This is a genomic window from uncultured Arcobacter sp., from assembly GCF_937982575.1.
Classification (GTDB): domain Bacteria; phylum Campylobacterota; class Campylobacteria; order Campylobacterales; family Arcobacteraceae; genus Arcobacter.
Genome location: NZ_CALJLR010000006.1, coordinates 163,334 through 185,605, shown reverse-complemented (window position 1 = coordinate 185,605; position 22,272 = coordinate 163,334). Strand labels below are relative to the sequence as shown.

Sequence of the window (22,272 nt, the reverse complement as noted above, 5' to 3'; positions counted from 1 at the left end):
TGGCACTATTCGCCACTACTAATTATATCTACGATTTTATCTGTATTTATACAAAAGTTTCCATTCTTTTCAATCAAGAATAAATCTCTAACTTTTCTTTTAGTTGAAGATAGTTTTGCACTCTCAATTTCCACATTAAAATCATCAAAAATTTTAGTAATATATGCTAATAAACCTTTTTGGTTGGTAGAGTTGATTTTCATACTTGCCAAATAAGAGGTGTGATTACAATCTATTTCTACTTCATTTTTTAGAATATTTGGTTTTTTAATATTTAGTTTCTTACTCATATCAAAAGAGGATTTTATAATATCTTCAATATGTAAAATATCACCCTCTGTGACTTTTTCTGTAAATGTAATTTCAAAACATTTTTTATCATCAAATAGCTTAAAAATATTCATTGTAGAGATATCTAAAAACTCTAGTCTTCCCAGTAAATAACCTAAGTTAAGAGGGATTTTTCTAATAATTCTTATTGTTAACTGGCTATCATTTAATATTTTATAAGTGTATGTTTCTACATCTTTTGCTTTTATTACCAAGTCTAAAATATCAGCAGCCTTAAGTTGTAAAAATATCTGATTTGAAGAGATGTAAGATATTTTTTTCTTAATTAATGAAGGAAGTTCAATATACTGTTTTAGTTTTTTAATACTATTGATTTTTCTAACTCTTCTTGAACTCTCTGTTAAAAGTGTTACATCTTCAAAGGCATACATAGTTTGGTTATATAACTCTTTTAATAATGCAGAAGTTGAACTCTTATAAACATTTTTACCAACAGCTGATATATCTGCATATGTTAAAACAAATAGCATATCTAGGAATTTCTTATTTAAAACCAATCCTGCAAAATTTCTAATGATTTTTTCTGAGTAGATATCTTCACTAGTTGCTACCTTACTCATCATATTGTGATATCTTATAAGTTTTGCAATAATTTGAACATGTTCAGATTTAAAGTCAAGACCATTTGCCATATTTCTAAATAGTTTTTCCCCTGAAACATGGTGATCATTATGTCTTCCTTTACCTACATCATGAAAGAAAGTTGCTATTTTTACTAAAGATTGTTCTGTTTTGTCAAACTTATCATATAACTCTTTTACAAAGTCATCTTTTATATCTGCTAGATGTTTTAGTGTTTTTATTGAATGAACATCAACAGGAAGTTCATGGTATCCATCAAACTGTGGTTGATTTATCATTTTTTTAGTAATAGGGAATATTGTTTGAAATATTCTTGCATTATAAAGTAACTTCATAATCGCGTATAAAGACTCTTTGTAAAGCAATCTTTTTAATAGTTGTTTGTGCTCTTTTGTTTGCTTATGTGGCAAGATAGTTTTACTTGCATAATAAACGTATGACTGGTCATACCTTTCAACTTCTATTGGCAAAGATATAAGTTCTTTTAAAAATGCAGTTAGCGTTTTTGGTTTGTTAAAGTATGAGGTATAAAGTTTTCCTTCATAGATAAAAAGATTTTTTTTAAACCTATGTTTTCTAACTAAATCATAATTTTCATTTTTAAATTCGATTGCCCTTGTAAACTTTTTAGTTAAAATATTTGTAAAAAAATGAATATTATGTAAAGACTCAAAGATTTTATTCATTGCTTGAGTCTCTTTTGTTTTTCTTGGAGTATGTTTAAATCCAAGTTTGCTACTTAACTCTGGCAATATATCAAAGTTTACTGTATCTAGTTTTTTCTTTGCAATATTATGTAAGTGATTTCTTACTTGAAAGATATATTCTAAAGAAGTTCTATATTTTTTGTACTCTTCTTCTGTAAACTCTTTATCCATAAGATATTTTAGTTTTGTTACACCAAAGACAATATTAGCAATCCAAAAGACCATATTAGCCTCTCTCATTCCACCATAACCATCTTTTATGTTTGGTTCCATTTTCAATGGATATTTTAACAGTCTATCTTTATGTTCTTGTTTTTTTTCTAGTACAAATTGCAGTTGGTCTGTTTTTCTAATTCTATTTAAGACATTTTCAAAACCAAACCATAAATATTTTGAACCATAAATTAATCTTGATTCAATAAGAGCTGTTTTAATTGTAACATCCTCTTTTACACTATCCGCTACATCTTTTAGTTCATGTACTCTAGAACCTAACTTTAGACCACAATCCCAAGCTAAAGTAATAAACTCTTGTATCATATCTTTTGTATTGTAACCCTTGATATCTTCATAAAGTATCATTAGGTCAATATCAGAATAAATACATAATTGTTCTCTTCCATAAGAGCCCAAAGCAATTAGTGAAATGGGAATCGCAGTACTCATTGGTTGGTAAGAGCCAAAGTTTTTTCGCAAGATATATTTATAAAGAGATATTAAAAACATATCTGTATTTTTTGTATGTTTTACAAAAAAATCTTTTCCCCCATTTGTATCAATACTTGTATCAATTGAGTCAACATACTCTTTTATATATTTTTTAAATACTTTTGCTATTTGAAAATCATTTGCATTTTTTTCAATAAGTTCTTCAACTTCAATATTCATCTCAGTTATCATATTAATTCTTTATGTAACTCTAACTTTTTTCTTAAGGTTATTCTATTTAATCCTAGGTTTTTAGCCATTTGAACTTGGGACTTAAACTTCTTTTGTGAAGCTCTAAGAAGTGGTGCTTCAAATAGATATACAAAATCTCTGTAAGTATTTTCACCTTCCATATTATCAAGTATATAGTTTTCTAAAAGCATCATAATCTCATTTTCACCAATTGATTCAAAAAGGTATGAAAAGAATATAGATTTTCTCAAACTATAAGCATTTTGGCTTGTATTTACTATAAGTTTAGAGGGTTTATCTTCTATTCCTAAAATATCACTAGCCTCTTTTGCAAATTTATTTGCTAAGGGTTTTATATCTTCTTTTCTAGTATCTAATGGTGGAATATCTATAGTTATTGAAAATAAATCTGATAGTTTCTCATTTAAATCATCTTTTTTTGATGTTGCTATGACTTTTATAGAGTTATTCTCAACCCAATTTATAAATAAATCAATATTTGTTATCTCATCAATATTCTCTATAATAACCGTACAATTAGAAATTGAGATTACATTATCTGTTATATCATCTTGTAGTGATTTTGCACTATAAATATTTGAATCTTGTGTAATATATTTCGCTAAACTTTTCTTACCAACGCCTCTTTGACCTGTTATTAATGCATTAATATCTAATGACTTAAGAAGTTCTGCTGAGTTTTTTATCTCTTTTGATATCTCTGAAACAGCTATAAATTCTTGCATACTTACCCTCTACTATTTAGTATATATAGTATACAATTATTTATATTTTTTTGAAGTTAAATAAATAAAAATAGATAGGGCAATAATAATAAAAGAGATACCTGTTATAAGATAAAGTGCATTTAACATTTCAGTATAATTTTCTATTGCTATTTTAAATACAACCATTAAGCCCTCAATTGACAAGGCTATAATAATAGTAATCAAGAATTTTATGACCATTCTAGTATCAACTTTAGAGTTTCTAGAGTAGGATTTAAAAAAGACCTCTTGTTCTAATATTGTTTTTGCCAAGTCAAATATAGCAATACCTAAAGTTAAGGCAATTATAGGTTTAAAAATAGCATCAAGAGTAAAATCATAATGTATTATTAAACTTATAAAAAATCCTCCTAGTGAATAAAGTATAATAAATAAAGCTAATAAAACCATAGAAAAACCAGCTATTGCATAGAATATTTTTGTTAAAGTATGGAAAGGTTTATTTAACTCAATTAGTTCTAACCTTTCTAATAGGGTCTCTATTTTAAAATCTAAAAAAATTATTATATCGCCTTCTTTTATAGTAAGAGTAATACAGTTACTTCTTGTGGCACTACTTATATAAGGAGATGAAAATGCTGTAGATTTATCTTTAAAATGAAGCTTATCTATTATATAAGAACGACTTTGATTACTTGCACTAGCATCAAGTTTATTTCTGTAGTAGTTAGGTGAGTTTTGTATTTTTGTATCTTTGTTGACTGTATAAACTAATTCTAAAGAAGGAAATACTGAAAAAATATTAGAAAAGTTATTCTCTTCGTTATCTTTTAAGCTTCCTAGGTTGTGAATACTATTAATTATAAAATCTTCTATCTTCTCTTTATTAACCTCATATATGGTTAAAAATTCTTCCATGTTTATTCCTTTTATGTAACTAGATACATTATAACATTTTAATGAAAAGTAAAAAAAATAATAATTGTATATTATTTATACAGAGTATGTCTAGTAGAAGTTTATTTTTTATTTTATAATTTCTCATATCAATTTTGAAAAGGAAAAAAATGGAAAATTTTGCTGATGTAAAATATGTTCTTGATGGGTTCTTATTTATCATGATGGGAATCTTAGTTATGTGGATGGCAGCTGGGTTCGCTATGTTAGAATCTGGTTTAACAAGAAGTAAGAATAATGCTACTGTATTAACAAAAAATATTGCTTTATTTGCAATATCTTGTATTATGTATTACTTTGTAGGTTATAACTTAATGTATGGAGATGGTGGATCTATCATGGGAAGCTTCTCAACAATTAGTATGGAAACAGCTGCTGATGCTGCATATCCTGCTGCTGCTGATTTCTTCTTCCAAGTTGTATTCGTTGCAACTGCTGCTTCTGTTATCTCAGGATCAATTGCTGAAAGAATGAAATTATGGCCATTTTTAATATTTGTTGTTGTTTTAAGTGGTGTTATTTATCCACTACAAGGTCACTGGACATGGGGTGGAAGTGAATTAGGTGGAATTATTGCTGGTTTCTCTGATTTTGCTGGTTCAACTATTGTTCACTCTGTTGGTGGATGGGCTGCTTTAGCTGGTGTTCTTATCTTAGGAGCTAGAAAAGGTAAATATGGTAAAGATGGTGGAGTTAGACCAATCCCTGGTTCAAACTTAACATTAGCTACACTTGGTACATTCATTTTATGGATGGGATGGTTTGGATTTAATGGTGGTTCTCAATTAGCACTAGGTTCAAAAGGTGATATTGATGGCATTGCAATGGTTATTGCTGATACAAATATGGCAGCAGCAGCTGGGGCTATTATGGCTGCAATTTTAACTCAACTTATCTATAAAAAAGTTGATTTAACTATGGTTTTAAATGGTGCTTTAGCAGGACTTGTATCTTGTACTGCAGGACCAGATTTAGGAATGATGGTTGCATTTATTGAAGGTATTGTTGGTGGTGCTTTAGTAGTATTTGCTGTACCTATGTTTGATAAAATGAAAATTGATGATCCAGTTGGTGCATTATCAGTTCACTTAGTTGCAGGTATCTGGGGAACATTAGCTGTTGGTATCTTCAATCCAGATGTTACAATTATGGCACAAGTTAAAGGTATCGTTGTTATTGGTGCATTTGTTTTCATATCTTCATTTATCGTATGGAAAATCTTAGACTTAATTGTTGGATTAAGAGTAAGCGAAGAAGTTGAAGTACAAGGTTTAGATATCCATGAAACTGGACTTGAAGCTTATCCTGAGTTTAAAAGAGCGTAAATGGTGATAAAAGGTAAGGAGACTTACCTTTTAAAAAGATATATTTTTTTGAAATATTACTAAAAGGAATAAAGAATGAAAAAAATCGAAGCAATCATCAAGCCTTTTAAACTTGAAGATGTTAAAGAGGCTTTAGTTGAAACTGGTGTTACAGGTATGACTGTAACTGATGTAAAAGGTTATGGTAGACAACAAGGTCACTCTGAGTTATACAGAGGGGCTGAGTATATTGTTGATTTCTTAGCTAAAATAAAAATAGAGTTAATTGTAAATGATGAAGATGTTGATAAAACAATTGCAACAATTACAGAATCTGCAAAAACAGGAAAAATTGGTGACGGTAAAATTTTCGTTACACCTATTGAAAATGTAGTTAGAATTAGAACTAGTGAAACTGGAAGCGAAGCAGTTTAGTTCTTATTTTATATAAAAAAGACAATACTTTTATTTGTCTTTTTTTATTAAAACAAAGAGTGCGCCTCTTAAGCACTCTTTAGTTTTTGTATATTAATTATACAAGATATTCTATCAGTCTAAAAAACACCCAAAAATTATGTATAAAAAACAACCATCAAAATAAATCAAAAATTATAGAGATAATATATAATAATCCAAATTAAATAATAAGGATAAGTATGGATGCAAACATCTCTTATGTAATTGATACATTTTTTGCAATTTTTGCAATGACTTTAATCATTTTTATGGTTCCAGGTTTTGCTATGTTGGAAGCGGGATTAGTACGTACTAAAAATGTAAGTGCAGTGCTAATGGTTAATACTATGATTTATGCAGTAGCCTCTTTGGCATTTTTATTAGTTGGGTACTCTATTGCTTTTGGTGATTTTGGAAGTGATAGTATGAGTAAATGGGCTGCATTTTTATTCCAAATGGCATTTGTTGGTAAGGTAATTAATATAATGTCTGGAGGAGTTAGTGAAAGAGCAAAGGTGTTACCACTTGGACTATTTACTATAATAATGGGTGCATTAATTTATCCTATAGTTGTAAATTGGTCTTGGGGAAGCGATATGCTAGAAGGCACTGTTTTAGATTTAACTATGTATGATTTAGCAGGATCTACTGTTATTCATAGTACTGGTGGTTGGGCACTACTTGCAGCTATAATTATTATAGGAGCTAGACGAGGAAGATATCCAAAAGAGGGTGGGGTTCGGGTTATTCCAGCTTCAAATATCCCTCTTGTAACTTTAGGGGCATTTCTTTTATGGATTGGTTGGTTTGGATTCAATGGTGGAAGTGTAGGTTCAATTGCTTCAAAAGAGAGTGCAGATGCGGTAGCTTTAACTATTATGAATACTAATACAGCAGGTTTAGCAGGAGCTATTTTAGTTGGTTTATATATGCATTTTAGATATAACAGACTTGATATTACTATGGTATTAAATGGAGCATTAGGTGGATTGGTTGCAATTACTGCAGGTCCTGATCTTTATGATATTTATACTCCAATCTTAATAGGTGCAATTGGTGGTGTTTTAGTTATCTTTGGTGTAAGCTTTTTTGATAAATTAAAACTTGATGATCCAGTAGGGGCTCTATCTGTTCACTTATTAAATGGTATTTGGGGAACAATTGCTGTTGGTATTTTTGCATCAAATGGAGATGATATTACCTTACTTGGACAATTAAAAGGTGTACTTGTTGTTGGAACTTTTGCTTTTGTTACATCATTTGTAGTATTATTTATAATTAATAAAATAGTACCACTAAGAGCAGAAAAAGACGAAGAGATGCAAGGATTGGATGTTGAAGAGTGTGGACTTGAAGCATATCCAGAATTCAAACGAGCATTTTAATCTAATTATTAGTTATAGAATGATTAGATTTATTTAAATTTATTTTGTTAGAATATAAGAATCAAAAAAAGGATTAAAATTGAAAAAAATTGAAGCAATAATTAAACCATTTAAATTAGAAGATGTAAAAGAGGCATTAACAGAGGCTGGAATAACTGGTATGACAGTTTCTGATGTAAAAGGTTATGGAAGACAGCAAGGTCACTCTGAGCTTTATAGAGGTGCTGAGTATGTAGTTGATTTTTTACCAAAAATTAAAATTGAACTTATTGTTGCAAACAAAGATGTTGATTCAACAATTAATTTAATCACTGAATCTTCAAAAACAGGAAAAATTGGTGATGGAAAAATATTTGTTTCTCCAATTGAAAGAATAGTAAGAATTAGAACAGGCGAAGAAGACGAGGAAGCAATTTAGTGAGTAAGCAAATTGTTCTTAATTCTCCACTAGATATGCATCTTCACCTAAGAGATGGTGAAATGTTAAAACTAGTGGGGCCACTAACTTCTAAAACTTTTGCTGGTGCATTGGTAATGCCAAACTTAGTGCCACCTGTTACTACAAAAGAGGCTTTAATAGCTTATAAAAATAGAATAAAAGAGGCTTGCCAAGAAGATAACTTTGAGCCTTTTATGACTCTATTTTTTCAAGAGTACTCAAGAGAATTTTTAGAAGATGTTAAAGATGAAATTATAGGTATAAAACTCTATCCTGCAGGAATTACTACAAATTCAGAAAATGGAGTTGCAGCAATAGATGCTGAGAGTTTACGACCAACTCTTGAAGCTATGAGTGATTTGGATATCCCTTTATGTGTTCATGGTGAAACAAATGGCTTTGTAATGGATAGAGAAAAAGAGTTTATGCCTATTTATGAAGGTTTAGCTAAAGCCTTTCCTAAACTTAAAATTATTATGGAGCATATTACTACTAAAGATGCTGTAGAGTTAGTTGAAAGATATGATAACTTGTATGCAACAATCACTTTACATCATTTACTTATTACATTAGATGATGTTGCAGGTGGAATGCTTCAACCACATCTTTTTTGTAAACCTATAGCAAAAAGATATGAAGATAGAGATGCCTTACTAAAAGCTGCATTAGATGGAAATGCAAAAATTATGTTTGGTTCAGATTCTGCACCGCATCCTAAACATAAAAAAGAGTCTTGTGGTTGTGCAGCAGGAGTTTTTACTTCTCCTATAGCTCTTCAAGTTTTAGTGGAGCTTTTTGAAGAACATGATAAATTAGATAATTTAAATGCTTTTCTAAGTTTAAATGCTCAAAAGATTTATAATTTTAAACCACTAAGTAAAGATATTACTTTAGTAAAAGAGGAATTTACTGTTCCTAATATTTATGAAGGTTTTGGTGAAAATGTTGTTCCAATGTACAATAATCAAAAACTGAAGTGGTCTATAAAATAAGAGACTTAAGTGTCTCTTTCTGATAAGAGTTGAGTAATTTTTTCTTGACTCTCTTTAGCTTTTTGAATTCGCTCTTCTCTCATACTTCTTAAAGTTTCTAATGTTTCCATTTTCTCATGATCTATATTTGCTTTTATCTGGATAGCTTTTCTATTATTTGATAAGCCACTTATTGCTAAGAATTTTTCTTTATTATTGATATATACTTTTGAAGTTGATGAAGTTGAGTTTTTGTTAAAGACTATAACATCTCCCTCTTTTAAATCTAAAACTTCAGAGGCTTTTAGAACAGTTTCAGCCATAATTGCTTCAATATTCATTTTTGCACCAGAGATCAAAGTTGTAATATCTCTTTTTCTACTTGCTTTTTTATTTCTACCTTCTGCGAAAATCTTTGTAACAATTTTATTTAATAGAGTCTCTATGTATGAAATAGGATAACAAATAGATAAAAATCCTGATTCTTCATCAATTGTAAATTCTAAAACAACAAGCAGAACAATTTCATGATCTGAGATAATTTGAATAGCATTTGCATTTGTATCTCTTGATTCTATTTTAAAGTTAAGTGTTGTAATTTCATCCCAAGCTTTATATAAATGTGAAACAATAAGTTTATAAAAATGGTCAAATATCTCAACTTCAATTTCTGTTAACTCTCTATCTAGGTTATCACTAGCAGCAACTGAACCACTTCCTAATAATTCTGCAATAATTTTATGTGAAATACCTGGATTACACTCAATTACTATTCTTCCATCTAGTGGTTTGATAGATAAAGTATTTAAAGATGTTAATTGTGGAATAGATAAAATAAATTCACCATAAGTCATTTGCTCAATAGAGTATAGTTTTATATCAACAATCTTTCTAAGCATAGCAGAAAGGTCAGTAATAAGATCTCTAAGCATTTTATCATGGAGTGTTGAAAAAGCTTTAAACTGTTCATTTGAAATACGATTTGGTTTTTTAAAGTCATAAATAGAGTAGTTTTTTTCTTTTGATATTATTGGTTCATCGGCAGTTTTATCAATATCTTCACCCTGCTCAGCTATATCTAAAAGAGCATCAATTTCATCTTGACTTAAAAATTCTGCCATCTCTTATCCTCTAATTTCAAGTTCAACATCAAGAGCCCCTAGCTCTTTAATTAATTTAAGGGTTTCAATTATATCTACCATTGGCAATTTCATTACTTTCATTGCTCTTACTAAATCAGAAACTTTTGGTAAACCTTTTGTATTTATCATGGTATTATCTAAATCTACTATTGGTTTATCAGCAATAACAATATCATCACCAATATTCATTCCCTTATTTACTTCTATGTTATCCCATTCTTCACTATTTAAATCTGTTTGTTTAATTCTTAAAATAAAATTCTCTTTTGTAACAGTAACTGGACCTATCTCAATCTCATTTCCAGAGATAATCATCTCTCTATTTTTATCTATGATAATTCTTTTTTTAAAAGAGGAGTCTAGTGGTATATCTTCGATCATTGAGATAAATCTTACCATTGACATATCATCTTGGGGTTTGTTAACTTCAATAGTTCTTGTATCATATGCAAAAGCAATTTTTGAGCCAAACTTTTCATTTATTTTTCTTTGAATCATATCAGCATCAGAGGCAGATGCTTTTATTAAACTAAGTGTTAAATTTTTTTCATTTTTTAGGGTATATGGTATTTCATTTTCTATAATAGCACCCTCATAAATCATTCCAGTGGTTTCATTATCTTTAGTAGCTATTATTGTTCCTTGTGCAAGTCCATAAACATTGCCATCTACACCTTTTAATTGAGTTAATAAAAGTTCACCATTATTGATTGATTTGGCATCACCAATAGCAGAAATCTTAACTTTTATTTTATCACCTTGTCTAGCAAAGGCAGGAAGTGATGAAGTTACCATTACTGCTGCTATATTTTTAGACTTAATTGATGATGTAGGAATTTTTATATATGAATTTCTAAGTAGATTTTGTAAACTTTGCATAGTAAAAGTTGATTTATCACCAGTACCTGCAAGTCCAACTACAAGCCCATAACCTAAAAGTTGATTTTCTCTAATACCAACAATATTTGTTATATCTTTTATTGTTTGTGCATATATAGATGTAAATAAGAAAAAAAATAAAAAAATGTATTTCAATAGTTTACCTCGTATGATTATTGATTTATTTTATCTAAATTTATATAAATTTTAGATATCATAAATGAAAAATAAATTAGGGTTATCTTTGAATATTTATATTTATGGCGGTCAAAACTTTAAAAAAGATATTAAAGATGAATTAAATAGAACTCACATCGATTTTAAATTAGGTGATAATGGTTTAATTCAAGATGTTCAATCCTTGAATACCTTAAAAGAGCTAATTGAAGATAATGATGATGATGTCTTTTTAATTGATGATGCAAAGATTATAAAAGAGAATTTAATAAATTCTAAAATAAAGTTTTTAAAACCAAAAGATGGAATAGAACAAGAGTATTTAAAACAAAAAGGAATTGATGATTTAAGTGTTGATTCTATTGCTGATATATCAAAATATATTCTTAAGAAAATGAAAGACTTAGGTCTAGATGATGACGATGATTTTGATGATAGACAAATACAAGATTCTATTACAAATATTGTTAATGATGCTTATAATAGTGAAGATAAAGATACTGTAGAAAATGAAGATAAAATTATAGATGATGATTATGAACTCAGTGATGATTTAAAAGATTTATTATCTCAAGATGAAGAAACTGATTATGATGACGCTATAGATGAAGATAGTGAAAAAATTGAAATAGGTGAAGAAGAACTTCAAGAAAATGAAGAAGAATCTTTTGAAACAAATGAATCTGAGCAGTTGCTAGATGAGGAGTCTAAAATTAATACTAATGATGAAACTGATAAAACATTTGAATCAATCACTTCTCTTGAAGAGATGGATGAACTAATGAGTTTTGAAGATATCACATCTTTAGATGATTTAACAGAAGATGATATTTTATCTGCTTTAAGTGGAAAAGATATAAAGCCAAGAGTAGCAAAAAAAATAGAAAATAAAGCAAAAGAGATGAGTTTAAAACTTGATAATCCAAATGATATAAAAGAGTTTTTAACTAAATTATTAGAGAGTAAAGCATTAGAAATTACGGTAAAGATAAAAGAATGAACATGGATCTAATGGCTATTGCCCAAAGTACAGTTAAGATAATTCTTTTGTTAGCCTTACCCTCACTACTTGTAAGTATGGTAATAGGGCTTTTGATTTCTGTATTTCAAGCAGTAACTCAAATCTCTGATGCGGCATTGGCTTTTGTACCTAAAGTTATTTTTGTATCTGTTTTTATATTAATCTCTTTACCATGGATTGGCGATAATGTAAGTACTTATACAATAGAGTTATGGAATATGATTTTAATGTTTGGTAATAACGGATGATACAAAAATTATATAAGCTAAAAAAATCTCAAACTGATCAAAAATTGATGTATAAAGCTGAAATTATGAATTCAATTTCACTATTTGATGAACAAATAAACGATTTAAGTGTTAATATAAATACAGCAAGTGTTGATAGACATGGAGCAATTTCAGACTTTAAGATTTTAGAAATTCATAAAGAGACACTAAGAATGGAACGTAAAAAACTAGAGTCTCAAAGAAACTTTTTATTAACAAAAATAGATAAGTTAAATTTAGAAATTGTACAACTTCAAAAAGAGGCTGAACAATATGATTATTTACTTAAAGAACAGAAAAAAGAGTTATATAAAAAGATGCTAGTTGCAGAAGAAGCAGAGTCAAGTGAATTTGTACAAAGTAAATATATAACAGGATAAGGAGATTTTAATTGAATAAAATATTTTTAATAATTTTGGTTTTTGGAACATATCTATTTTCACAAGAGACAGCTGGTTCTTTTATTAAAGAGAAAAAAGAGATTATGGTTTTAAAACAAGATTTAAATAAGTTTTATACATTAAAAGAAGAAGAGTACAAAAAAAGAAAACAAGAGCTAGAAGCATTAATGGCTAAAATAAAATCTGAAAAACAAAAAATACAAAATATATATGATAGAAATCAAACAATTTTAAAAGATATACAAGGAGAAGTTGTTAGTAAAACTTCAAAAATATATAATGCAATGAAACCAAAAATTGCCGGTCAAATTTTTAACAAAATGATAGATGATGGAAAAATTGAAGATGTTTTTGATATAATCTTGAAATTAAAAGAGAAAAAAGTAACTCAAATCATGAGATTTTTAAGTATAAGAAATGCCTCTAAGCTTACTGAAAAGCTTAAAAATTTTAGAGTTAAAGATGAAAGCAAGAAAGGATAACAATGGCTGAAGAAGTAGTTGTAGAACAACCTGCAAAGAGTGGGGGAAAAGGTTTAATGATGGTGCTTATTGCACTAATCTTATTTTTATTACTAGCAGTAGTTGGTGGTGGATTTTTTCTCTATTCTCAAGGGGTTTTTAGTCCTCAAGAAAATAGCAATCAAGCAGAAACAGCAAAAAAAGAAGAGAGTAATTCAAGTGATAGATTTAAAGCTGCAGTTAATGATTTAGTATTAAATATTACTAATGCAAAAGGTAGAGAAAAGTTGATGAAGCTATCTTTTACATTAAAAAGTAGTGATCCAGCTATTGAAGCAATTGTAGAAGCTTATAAAGCAGAAATTATTGATGTTGTTATATCTCAAATAAGTGCAAGAAGTTCAGAAGAACTTTTAACTGTAGGTGGGAAAGCCTTATTAAAAGATGAGATGATTGATGAAATTAATAAAGTTTTAAATGATGCAACTACTGGAAACTCTGATATTCAAAAGAGTAGTATTAAAGATATTTTGTTTACAACTTTTGTAATAAAGTAGGATAAATGATAGTTACAGTAAAAAATAGTGGACCTAAAAATTATGTAATGAAAATAATTTCAGTTCTTGCATTAGTTACTATGTTTACTGCATACTATTTTCATATGAGTGATGAGTTTTCTTCAAGCCAAGATAGAGATAAAATATCTCCACAAAATATTGAAGAGATGAAAAGAGAAGACTCTAAAAAAGTAGAGAGACTGATATTCAAAGAAGTTGAAACAGCAGTCGATTTGATTGGTCAAGAGTATATACAAGATGTTAAAATTGTAAAAAACAAGATATTATTAGTATGTGATACAAGTGCAAATCTAGATGCCCTAAAGGTTAGATATGGAACTTTAGCATTAATAAAGAATGATTTAAACAATATTAAAATAGTAATAGATATAAAATATATAATAGAGAGTAAATATAATGAAAACTAAATATTTTGCAGTTGTTTTATTTGCTTTTTTTTTAAACTCTTGTTCAGGCACTACTCCTGAGATTGAATTTGAAAAACCTCCTATACAAGTAGTAAAACCACAGCCTGTTGTTCAATATAATAAAGGTTCTTTATATTCTCGAAAAGGACCTTCTTTATTTGCAGATAAAAAAGACCTACAAGTTGGTGATATAATTCAAGTAGTTATTGATGAAGCTCTATCCTCAAACACTAGTAATAAAAGAGAACTTACAAACACAAGCTCAGAATCTTTAGGTGGAGGACTTATAACTCCTTCAGCAAACAATTTGCTACCTTTAAATGATAGAGTTCAAAAAGTAGCAGACAAAATTAATAGCTATGGCGGTGTTGAATTTAACTCAAGTAGTGATAGCTCTTTCAAAGGAGATGTCAAAGCTGCAGCGGATGAATCTTTTTCTACGACACTTTCTGTTATAATAGAAGAAACATATCAAAATGGAAACTATTACATTAAAGGTTCTAAAGAGATGTTGATTGATGAACAGAAGCAAGAGATAATAATTTCGGGGGTTATTCGGCCTTATGATATAAGTCCAGACAACTCTATAAAATCATCTCAAGTTGCAAATTTGAAAGTTTTGTATAAAAAAGATGGTGAAGAACAGGACGTTATGCATCAACCTTGGGGAACAAAACTACTAAAAATGCTTTGGCCCTTCTAATTTAATCTAACATTAAGAATTGTAATGTAATAATTAGGGATATTATCCCAAAGGAAGGTTCAAATGCTTAATTCGTTAAATGTTGCACAAACTGGTCTATCTGCAGCTAGAATTGCTGTTGAGAATACAATGAATAATGTCTCTAACATGAATACTGAGGGATATAAAAAAAGAGTTGTAGAAACAAGTGAAATGAATATCTCTGATGACCGTCTTTGGGGAAGAGGTGTTTCAGTTGATGATACAATCAGAATCACTAGTCAATACTTATATGACAACATCATTAAACAAAACAGTAAAGAAAACTATCAATCCGAACTATCTTTTATGCTAGAAAATGTTGAATCAATTTTCCAAGAAACAGATGAGGCTGGTTTATCTTTTGATTTAGATAGATATTTTCAGACAATTGAGAGTCTAAGAGCAAACCCTAATAATGAAGTTTATAAAAATGAATTGAAAATTAGTGGACAATTAATTGTTGATGATTTAAATCGTCTTTATGAAGGAATTGAAGATCAAGAAAAAGTTTTTCAACAAGCCTTGGAAACAAATATTGATGATGTAAATCGAATGCTTAATGATATTGGAAAAATCAATAAAAAAATAAATGAGCAAGGATTTGCTTCTAATGACTTATTGGACAAAAGAGATTTACTAGAAAAACAATTATCTGATTATGTTGATGTAAGTGTTGATAGAGGAACTGATTTATATGAGTTGAAAATCGGTGGTGAAATTATCATTTCAAATGCAACTGTTGGTGAACTCTCTTTAGGGCAAGAGTATACGGCTCAAATAGATAGATATGTTACTGAAACTGGAAGTAAAAGTAATATATTAAAAGATACAGATACTTTTGATGAAGAAGATGTAATTACTTTTGAATTAGATAATACAACATCTGTTAGTGTTGAATACGGTGAAACAATGGTATTTGACTTAGATGGCGATGGAGTTGATGAAACTGTAAAAGTAGATAAAGATAACTATGTAAGAGCCTTAATCGAAAAAATAAATAGTAATGCAGATATGGCTACAAAAGTAAAAGCCTATAATGGAAACTATGGAATTGATGAAAAAGGAAATAAATTTACAGTTGATAGTCAGGATATGTTTTTACTTATTGAAGCAAAAGTTCCAGGAACAGATGGGAAATTTGATAGTAGAGTTACATTTACTGAAGAAGCATACTCTATTAACGAAGCTACATACTCAGTAAGCCCTTCAATAAACAGCAATGAAGTAACTATTCAAAGTAAATTTGCAGATGATGGCTTAAGTGTGACACATGCTGTAGATTTAGGAGCTGCAAGTGCAGGTGAGACTTTTGATATAGATTTATCTGATAACTATGGAACTTCAGGAACTGTTACTTTAACCAATGGTGTAACATATAATGCAACAACAAATCAATTAACAGTGCCTTCAGGGGTTGAATCTTTTACTATAACTGTTGATTCAGTTGAACAAGCGACTGGAACTTTACCATATGGAACAGGGACAGCTGAGTCTTCTCTTGCACTATTTGGTAAAACTCAAGAGTATACACTCTCATTGACAGGAACTAGTAATACAATTACTTCGGTTCTAAGTGTTGTAAATGATGGGAAAGATGTAACACAAGATTATGAGATATCTACATCTACTACAAACACAAACAATATAGTAAGTGCAATACCTAGTGTAAATGAGATTACCGGTGATTCACAAGCAAGTGGGACATTGCAAGTTGAGTCAATAAAAAGTTTAGCAGCTGTTGATGGAAGTTCAATTACCCATACAGTTGATTTAAAAGCTTCAGGCAGTACTGAACAAGTAATGAAAATATCATTTACTGATGATACGGGGGATTATTTTGATCAGGCTCCTGTATTTAGTCCTAATAATATAACCTATGATATTGAAACTGGACAAATTACAATTCCAGCAGGAACTAAAAGTTTTAGTTTTACAACTCCTACTAATGAGTTAGCTGATGTAAATACAGACCATACATATAGTTTTTCCATTACAGATAATGCAGCTGCAAGTGGTTCTCAAGCTGTTACTATGACATCAACATTGCTTATAAATAATAAAGAGGGAGTTACATCTCGTTCTATTTATAAAGAAGCAGATAGAAGTTTGGCTTCAAGTAATGCAATTACTATAAATACACGTGATGAGGCTTTAAATATTACAAATGGTAAGTTAAAAGCTATAGTAGAAAATTTAGTCACAGATTCTGGAAATAATATATTTGATGAGTATAAAAAATCTTTAGATGATTTTGCTAAAACATTTGTTGATATGACTTCTAGTTATATTAAAAATGATGATGGGACTTATATTAACGGTGAAATTGCAACAGATAATAACATTGAAATAGCAGATGATATTGATTTGTTTAGTGGTTCAAGCGTGAGAACAATGCAGTTTAATAAAGTAGCTGTTGGAAGATTAGAACAAAAAGATTATGATTACTTGGCAACACACCAATGGAAAGAGGATATTTCATTTTTAGGATTTGGACAAGATTCAAATAATGATATGGTAGCAAACGATAAAGATACAGCATCTCTTTCTCAATTTTTACAAGGTATAAGAACAAATATATCAAGGGATAAAGAGAGTAGTGATTTTATTCTTGAAACACAAACTGCGGTTGTTGAATCATTGAAGAACTCATATGATTTGAAAACAAAAGTTGATAATGATGAAGAGATGATAAATCTAATGAAATTTCAAGCAGCGTATTCTGCAAATGCAAAAATGATAACAACAGTTGATCAAATGTTGCAGACGCTACTTGGACTTAAAAGTTAAGGAGTAAATTATGGCTGAAGGTGTATTAGGATTAGGAACAGGGCAAGCTTCTACTTTAAATCAAGAATTAATTGATAAGTTAAAATCTGCCGAAAGAAAAGGTTCTATTGAACCAATTGAAACAAGTCTTTCAAATTGGGAATTAGAGAGTGTAAAAGTAGCAGAAATAAAACTTCAAACGCAAGATTTACTTAATTCCATAAAACCATTTGACCTATTTGTATCAGGTGGAGTAAATGCTTTTGAAACTAAAAGTGCAACAACAACTGGTGAGTCTGTAAATTTTGATGCAGTTGATGCTGGAGGTTTGAATACAGGTACAACAACTGTAGATGTATCACAATTAGCACAAAGAGATGTATATCAATCTTCTTCATTTGCTGATAAAGATGCTATTGTATCTTCAACTTCAGGATCAATGCTAGTTATCAATGGTGTAGAGTTTTCAACACTTAACAAAACTTATGAAAAGTTAGCAGAAGAGATTAATATAAACTCTAATTTTAATGCATCAGTTGAATCAGTAGGAACAGATTCTTTTAGATTAGTAATAAAAAGTGAGAAGTCAGGAACTGACAATGCTTTAAGTATAACAGAAACTGGAATTGACTTAGGGCTTAATGAATTCTTATCTGATACTACAATTGCTTCTGGAACAGTTCCTGCAGCTGGACTAACATTATCTTTAAATGGTACAGATTTTACAACTGATGGAGTTGATAACTATAGTCAATTCATCGCAAGTATAGATGCAGATCCTGATTTTGATGCCTCTATTGGAGTTGATGGAACTGTATCTATTAGAAGAAGTGATGGAAGCCCACTTGAGGTTACAAATGATGATTTGGGATTAAATTTAACTAATAACAACCATACTTTAACTGCACAAAATTTACAAGCAAAAATTGATGGGGTTGATTATGATGTCTCCTCAAATCTTGTAACAGTAGATGGTGGATTAAAAATTACAGCAGTAAAAATAGGAGAATCTTCAATTTCAATTGAAAAAGATACTACAAGTATTTCAACACTTTTTAAAGATTTTATTGATAAATATAATACTTTAGTTGATTCTATTGATACTGAACTTTACTCAGCTGATTCTAATATAGATGATAGAAGTACTTTAAGAACTATTCTTTCACAAGTTAAAGATCAGATTTTTGGAAATTATGGGGCAGATTCTGATTTAAATTTATTTAACTACGGATTGTCACTTGATAAAACCGGTACCTTGTCATTAAATGATACAGAATTTAATACAGCAATTAGTGATGATTTTGACAATCTAAAGAATCTTTTTATTGGAACAGCAGAAAATGAAGGGTTTGGTACACAATTAAAGACTTTACTTGATGATATGGATGGATTTGATGGGATAATTACTTCTTATGAAAATAATATGGATTCTAGAAAGACAGCCCTTGAAAGTGATTTAGAAAAAGCAACGGAAGATTTAGATTCAAAATATGCACAGTTAGCACAGCAATTTGCAGACTATGGAACAATTATTAGTAGATTTAATTCGCAATTTGCAGGTTTAGAGATGATGATAAATCAATCTGTTTCTAATTAGTTTAAGGTTTAATATAATATACTCTGAGTCAAGAAAAAGATGGAGATGATGGTGGGATTAGATGTTTATAATCAACAAAATGCAGTAAGTAACGACCCATATGTATTAATCCTTAAATTATATGAGGGTTTACTTAGATATCTTTCTTTTGCTGAAGAGGCAATGGAAAATGGCGACGTTGAAGAAAAATTTATATATATAAATAAATCAATTGCAATTTTTGATGAATTAAGAAATGTATTAGACTTTGATGGTGGAGATATTGCACACTATCTTGATGGTTTATACCTATATCAAATAGAGACTCTTTTTACTGCTGGTATTAATGACAATGTTAATTTAATACACCAAGTTAAAAAAGTATCTCAGGGTCTTATAGAAGCATGGAAAGACGAGACTGGTCTTTAGAAGCACTAAAGAGATTAACTTATGTTGATTCTTTAGAAGATGAACTAAGAGCAGAGGGGTTAAAGTCTTGGGCTTTAACTTATTTAGAAACTACAGAAATAACTGACTTTGACCTAACACATGAAGAACTTTTAAAATTAAGAGAACTATTTTTTAAAAATGCAAACTTTTTATTTAATTATAGAGAAGATATTTTAACAGAGTTAAAAACAATCTCTAACGTAAAAAAGTTTTTAGATAAATAGATCTTTTGGCTCAATCTTTATTTCAAAAATATAAGCTCTTATATTTTTTGGAATTTTATTGATTCTACAACTCTCTTTAAAAACCTTATCCATAACATGAGCTGATTTTGGTGCTATATAAATAAATTTATCTGTAATTGAAATATTTATTTTATCTGAGATGCTTATCTCTTTTTGTTTAAGTATTTCATCCCTTTGAGCTTTTGATATTAAAATACCTCTTTTTTTTAAAGATTTATCTATTATTTTAATATTTAAATTTTTATCATTTTGATTAGTAAAGATTTCTAAAGACTCTTTTTTATAAATAGGTTTTCCTTTTAAACTCAGAGATTGGATATCACTTTCTAAATATTTAAAGCTATTTTTAATTCCATTTTTATAAGTTTTTATTAAATCATTACTAAAGTTTTTTCTAAAATAGTTTCGTTTATATTTTTCATCGCTATTGGAACTATCAATAAAGTATTTTAATTTGTTTTTTTCTAAAAAATTTTGAAGTTCATCTTTTGATACTTCAAGAAGAGGTCTATATATAGTATATGTTTCTTTGCTTGTCTTATCTTCTAATCCAATTAATTCAACTAAGCCAGCACCTTTTGTTAGTTGCATTAAAAACCACTCTAGTTTATCATTTAGTTGATGTGCAGTAATGAGTGATTGGTAGTTTTCGTTTTTTATAATATCTTCAAAAAACTCATATCTTATATCCCTTGCGTGCTTTTCAAAATTTGATGTATTTGCAAGTTTTATCTCTTTAGTGAAACATTTTTTATCATATTTAGAAGCTAACTCTTTTGCATATGCAACTTCATCTTTTGATTGTGCTCTTAAATTATAATCAACAATTGCAATATCAAAAGGAATATTTTTTTCAAGAAGTAAAAAAAATAGCGCAGTTGAATCAATACCAGCAGAAAATGCTAAAAGATTTTTTTGAGTATTGATATTAAATTCAATCATTAAAGCTCTTTAATTGCCGTTCCAATGAGTTTATCTCCAACTAATTCAGTGATTCTTACTTGATAAGTCTTTCCAACAGTTAATTCTGTGTTTATCTCTTTATCATTGATATAAATTTCTCCGTCAATCTCAGGTGCCCAAATAGTCTTTCTAGCACTTAGTAAATATTCATGCTCATCACTTTGTCCATCAATATAAACATCTACTATTTTTCCAACTTCATTTTCTAGGGATTCTAAAGTTTTTCTTTGGATTATTTCACCTAAAATATCAGCTCTAGCATCAATTGTCTTTTGCTCTATCTTATTTGTATTATCATAGGCAGTTGTTCCCTCTTCATCAGAATATGAAAATACATTTGCTCTATCAAATCCATACTCTTCAACATAAGAGCATAGTTCGTTAAAGTCATTTTCTGTTTCACCTGGATGTCCTACGATAAATGTAGTTCTTACAAAGGATTTAGGAGTATCTCTCATGGCTCTCATAAGCTCATTGAGTTTTTCTATACCTTTACCTCTTTTCATGATTTTAAGCATGTTAGAGCTTACGTGTTGTAGTGGCATATCAAAATAGTTTTCAAATACTTTTGAGTTTTCGATTTTTTTTATAAGTGACAGAGTTGTAGTTGATGGATAAAGATATAATATTCTAGCACTTTTGATTCCATCTATTTTTTCAACTTCACTAATTAATTGTTCTAATCCATTATTAATATCTAAATCCCTTAAAAATGATGAACTATCTTGTGAAACAAAAGAAAAATCATAAAAACCTTGTGCCACCAAGTTTTTAACTTCTTTTACTAAAGACTCTAAAGTTCTTGAGTGAAGTTTTCCTTTAAAAGATGGAATAGCACAAAAAGAACAAACTTGATTACACCCTTCTGATAGTTTTATATAAGCATGATAATTTGAACCAGTGATTACTCTATCATTTGTCTCATTTAATAAAAATACTTCATCTGAAAAACCACTTCTTTTTTCATTTACAAGTGTATCTATCTTATCATAATCTCCAACTCCTGTAAAAATATCAATCTCAGGTAACTCTTTTTGAAGTTGTTCTTTATATCTTTCACTTAAACACCCAGCCATTACTAAAACTGAATCTTTTTTTCTAAGATCATGCAGGTTTAAAATTGTATTAATACTCTCTTCTTTTGCACTATCAATAAACCCGCAAGTATTTACAATAATTACATCAGAAGTCTCTACCTCATTTGATATTTTATAATCTCTTAATTTCCCAAGCATAATTTCTGAGTCAACAAGGTTTTTTGTACAACCAAGACTAACTAGATGCAATGATTTCTCAGGATTTTGTGTTGAAAATTTCATATATAACCTATTAATTTTTTTGGAATTTTAGCATAATAGTTTGAATTTATCAAAAATAGAATAATTCTATTTTATTTTATATAATTTATTATTATAATTAATTATATAAAATTT

The 22,272-nt window shown here is 28.9% G+C and carries 23 protein-coding genes; 16 read left to right on the top strand and 7 right to left on the bottom strand.

The features are described from left to right. Positions 1–5 precede the first annotated feature (5 nt). From Q0617_RS06030 to Q0617_RS06020, 3 genes are read right to left on the bottom strand one after another with little or no spacing between them, the layout of a single operon-like run. Positions 6–2,540, bottom strand: coding sequence for an HD domain-containing protein (locus Q0617_RS06030; protein ID WP_298751558.1), 2,535 nt, complete (start codon positions 2,538–2,540; stop codon positions 6–8). Further along, positions 2,537–3,286: a sigma 54-interacting transcriptional regulator gene (locus Q0617_RS06025; RefSeq protein ID WP_298751555.1), complete on the bottom strand. Its 750-nt coding sequence runs from the start codon at positions 3,284–3,286 to the stop codon at positions 2,537–2,539. Before Q0617_RS06025 ends, Q0617_RS06030 begins: the two co-directional genes overlap by 4 nt. Before the next feature lie 36 nt (positions 3,287–3,322). Further along, positions 3,323–4,186, bottom strand: a complete 864-nt coding sequence (locus Q0617_RS06020; protein WP_298751553.1) for a hypothetical protein — start codon at positions 4,184–4,186, stop codon at positions 3,323–3,325. A gap of 149 nt (positions 4,187–4,335) precedes the next feature. Between Q0617_RS06020 and Q0617_RS06015 the strand changes: the two genes are divergently transcribed. The 5 genes from Q0617_RS06015 (at position 4,336) to pyrC (ending at position 8,801) form a co-directional block, all read left to right on the top strand. Continuing rightward, positions 4,336–5,550 carry an ammonium transporter gene (locus tag Q0617_RS06015; RefSeq protein ID WP_298751550.1) on the top strand — a complete coding sequence of 405 codons (1,215 nt, stop codon included), beginning with the start codon at positions 4,336–4,338 and terminating at the stop codon, positions 5,548–5,550. A gap of 75 nt (positions 5,551–5,625) precedes the next feature. Beyond that, on the top strand, positions 5,626–5,964 hold the full coding sequence (locus Q0617_RS06010; RefSeq protein ID WP_298751548.1) for a P-II family nitrogen regulator: 339 nt from the start codon (positions 5,626–5,628) through the stop codon (positions 5,962–5,964). Positions 5,965–6,185: 221 nt separating this feature from the next. Beyond that, positions 6,186–7,370, top strand: coding sequence for an ammonium transporter (locus tag Q0617_RS06005; RefSeq protein WP_298751545.1), 1,185 nt, complete (start codon positions 6,186–6,188; stop codon positions 7,368–7,370). 79 nt (positions 7,371–7,449) lie between these two features. Next, positions 7,450–7,788, top strand: a complete 339-nt coding sequence (locus tag Q0617_RS06000; protein WP_298751542.1) for a P-II family nitrogen regulator — start codon at positions 7,450–7,452, stop codon at positions 7,786–7,788. Continuing rightward, entirely contained in the window at positions 7,788–8,801 is a 1,014-nt protein-coding gene (pyrC, locus tag Q0617_RS05995) for a dihydroorotase (RefSeq protein ID WP_298751538.1), read from the top strand. Before Q0617_RS06000 ends, pyrC begins: the two co-directional genes overlap by 1 nt. Positions 8,802–8,806: 5 nt before the next feature. On the opposite strand, the gene fliM is transcribed toward pyrC, so the two are convergent. Beyond that, complete coding sequence (gene fliM, locus Q0617_RS05990; RefSeq protein ID WP_298751535.1) at positions 8,807–9,901, bottom strand: flagellar motor switch protein FliM; 1,095 nt, start codon at positions 9,899–9,901, stop codon at positions 8,807–8,809. 3 nt (positions 9,902–9,904) lie between these two features. Further along, a complete protein-coding gene (locus tag Q0617_RS05985; RefSeq protein WP_298751532.1) occupies positions 9,905–10,957 on the bottom strand; it encodes a flagellar basal body P-ring protein FlgI in 1,053 nt (350 codons plus the stop codon). Between the two features lie 64 nt (positions 10,958–11,021). Between Q0617_RS05985 and Q0617_RS05980 the strand changes: the two genes are divergently transcribed. From Q0617_RS05980 to Q0617_RS05930, 11 genes are all read left to right on the top strand, one after another. Continuing rightward, positions 11,022–11,978, top strand: coding sequence for a hypothetical protein (locus tag Q0617_RS05980; protein ID WP_298751529.1), 957 nt, complete (start codon positions 11,022–11,024; stop codon positions 11,976–11,978). Continuing rightward, the gene (locus tag Q0617_RS05975) at positions 11,975–12,247 is read left to right on the top strand and encodes a flagellar biosynthetic protein FliQ (RefSeq protein WP_298751527.1); all 273 of its coding nucleotides are present in this window, start codon (positions 11,975–11,977) and stop codon (positions 12,245–12,247) included. Before Q0617_RS05980 ends, Q0617_RS05975 begins: the two co-directional genes overlap by 4 nt. Then, positions 12,244–12,648 carry a hypothetical protein gene (locus tag Q0617_RS05970; protein ID WP_298751525.1) on the top strand — a complete coding sequence of 135 codons (405 nt, stop codon included), beginning with the start codon at positions 12,244–12,246 and terminating at the stop codon, positions 12,646–12,648. Before Q0617_RS05975 ends, Q0617_RS05970 begins: the two co-directional genes overlap by 4 nt. Before the next feature lie 11 nt (positions 12,649–12,659). Continuing rightward, positions 12,660–13,151, top strand: coding sequence for a hypothetical protein (locus tag Q0617_RS05965; RefSeq protein ID WP_298751523.1), 492 nt, complete (start codon positions 12,660–12,662; stop codon positions 13,149–13,151). Positions 13,152–13,153: 2 nt separating this feature from the next. Then, positions 13,154–13,687 (top strand): flagellar basal body-associated FliL family protein, encoded by a 534-nt coding sequence (locus tag Q0617_RS05960; protein WP_298751521.1) that lies wholly within the window; start codon positions 13,154–13,156, stop codon positions 13,685–13,687. Between the two features lie 5 nt (positions 13,688–13,692). After that, complete coding sequence (locus Q0617_RS05955) at positions 13,693–14,115, top strand: hypothetical protein (RefSeq protein ID WP_298751519.1); 423 nt, start codon at positions 13,693–13,695, stop codon at positions 14,113–14,115. After that, positions 14,105–14,818 (top strand): flagellar basal body L-ring protein FlgH, encoded by a 714-nt coding sequence (locus Q0617_RS05950; RefSeq protein WP_298751517.1) that lies wholly within the window; start codon positions 14,105–14,107, stop codon positions 14,816–14,818. Before Q0617_RS05955 ends, Q0617_RS05950 begins: the two co-directional genes overlap by 11 nt. A gap of 63 nt (positions 14,819–14,881) precedes the next feature. Then, on the top strand, positions 14,882–17,626 hold the full coding sequence (locus tag Q0617_RS05945) for a flagellar basal body rod C-terminal domain-containing protein (protein WP_298751515.1): 2,745 nt from the start codon (positions 14,882–14,884) through the stop codon (positions 17,624–17,626). 10 nt (positions 17,627–17,636) lie between these two features. After that, positions 17,637–19,202 (top strand): flagellar filament capping protein FliD, encoded by a 1,566-nt coding sequence (fliD, locus tag Q0617_RS05940; protein ID WP_298751513.1) that lies wholly within the window; start codon positions 17,637–17,639, stop codon positions 19,200–19,202. Positions 19,203–19,241: 39 nt separating this feature from the next. Continuing rightward, positions 19,242–19,610, top strand: a complete 369-nt coding sequence (gene fliS, locus Q0617_RS05935) for a flagellar export chaperone FliS (RefSeq protein ID WP_298751511.1) — start codon at positions 19,242–19,244, stop codon at positions 19,608–19,610. After that, positions 19,586–19,855, top strand: coding sequence for a hypothetical protein (locus tag Q0617_RS05930; protein WP_298751509.1), 270 nt, complete (start codon positions 19,586–19,588; stop codon positions 19,853–19,855). The genes fliS and Q0617_RS05930 overlap by 25 nt, the downstream gene beginning before the upstream one ends. Here Q0617_RS05930 and tilS read toward each other — a convergent pair. Both tilS and rimO read right to left on the bottom strand, forming a co-directional pair. Next, positions 19,844–20,818, bottom strand: coding sequence for a tRNA lysidine(34) synthetase TilS (gene tilS / locus Q0617_RS05925; RefSeq protein WP_298751507.1), 975 nt, complete (start codon positions 20,816–20,818; stop codon positions 19,844–19,846). The genes Q0617_RS05930 and tilS overlap by 12 nt on opposite strands. Further along, complete coding sequence (rimO, locus tag Q0617_RS05920; protein WP_298751505.1) at positions 20,818–22,158, bottom strand: 30S ribosomal protein S12 methylthiotransferase RimO; 1,341 nt, start codon at positions 22,156–22,158, stop codon at positions 20,818–20,820. Before rimO ends, tilS begins: the two co-directional genes overlap by 1 nt. Between the last annotated feature and the right edge of the window lie 114 nt (positions 22,159–22,272).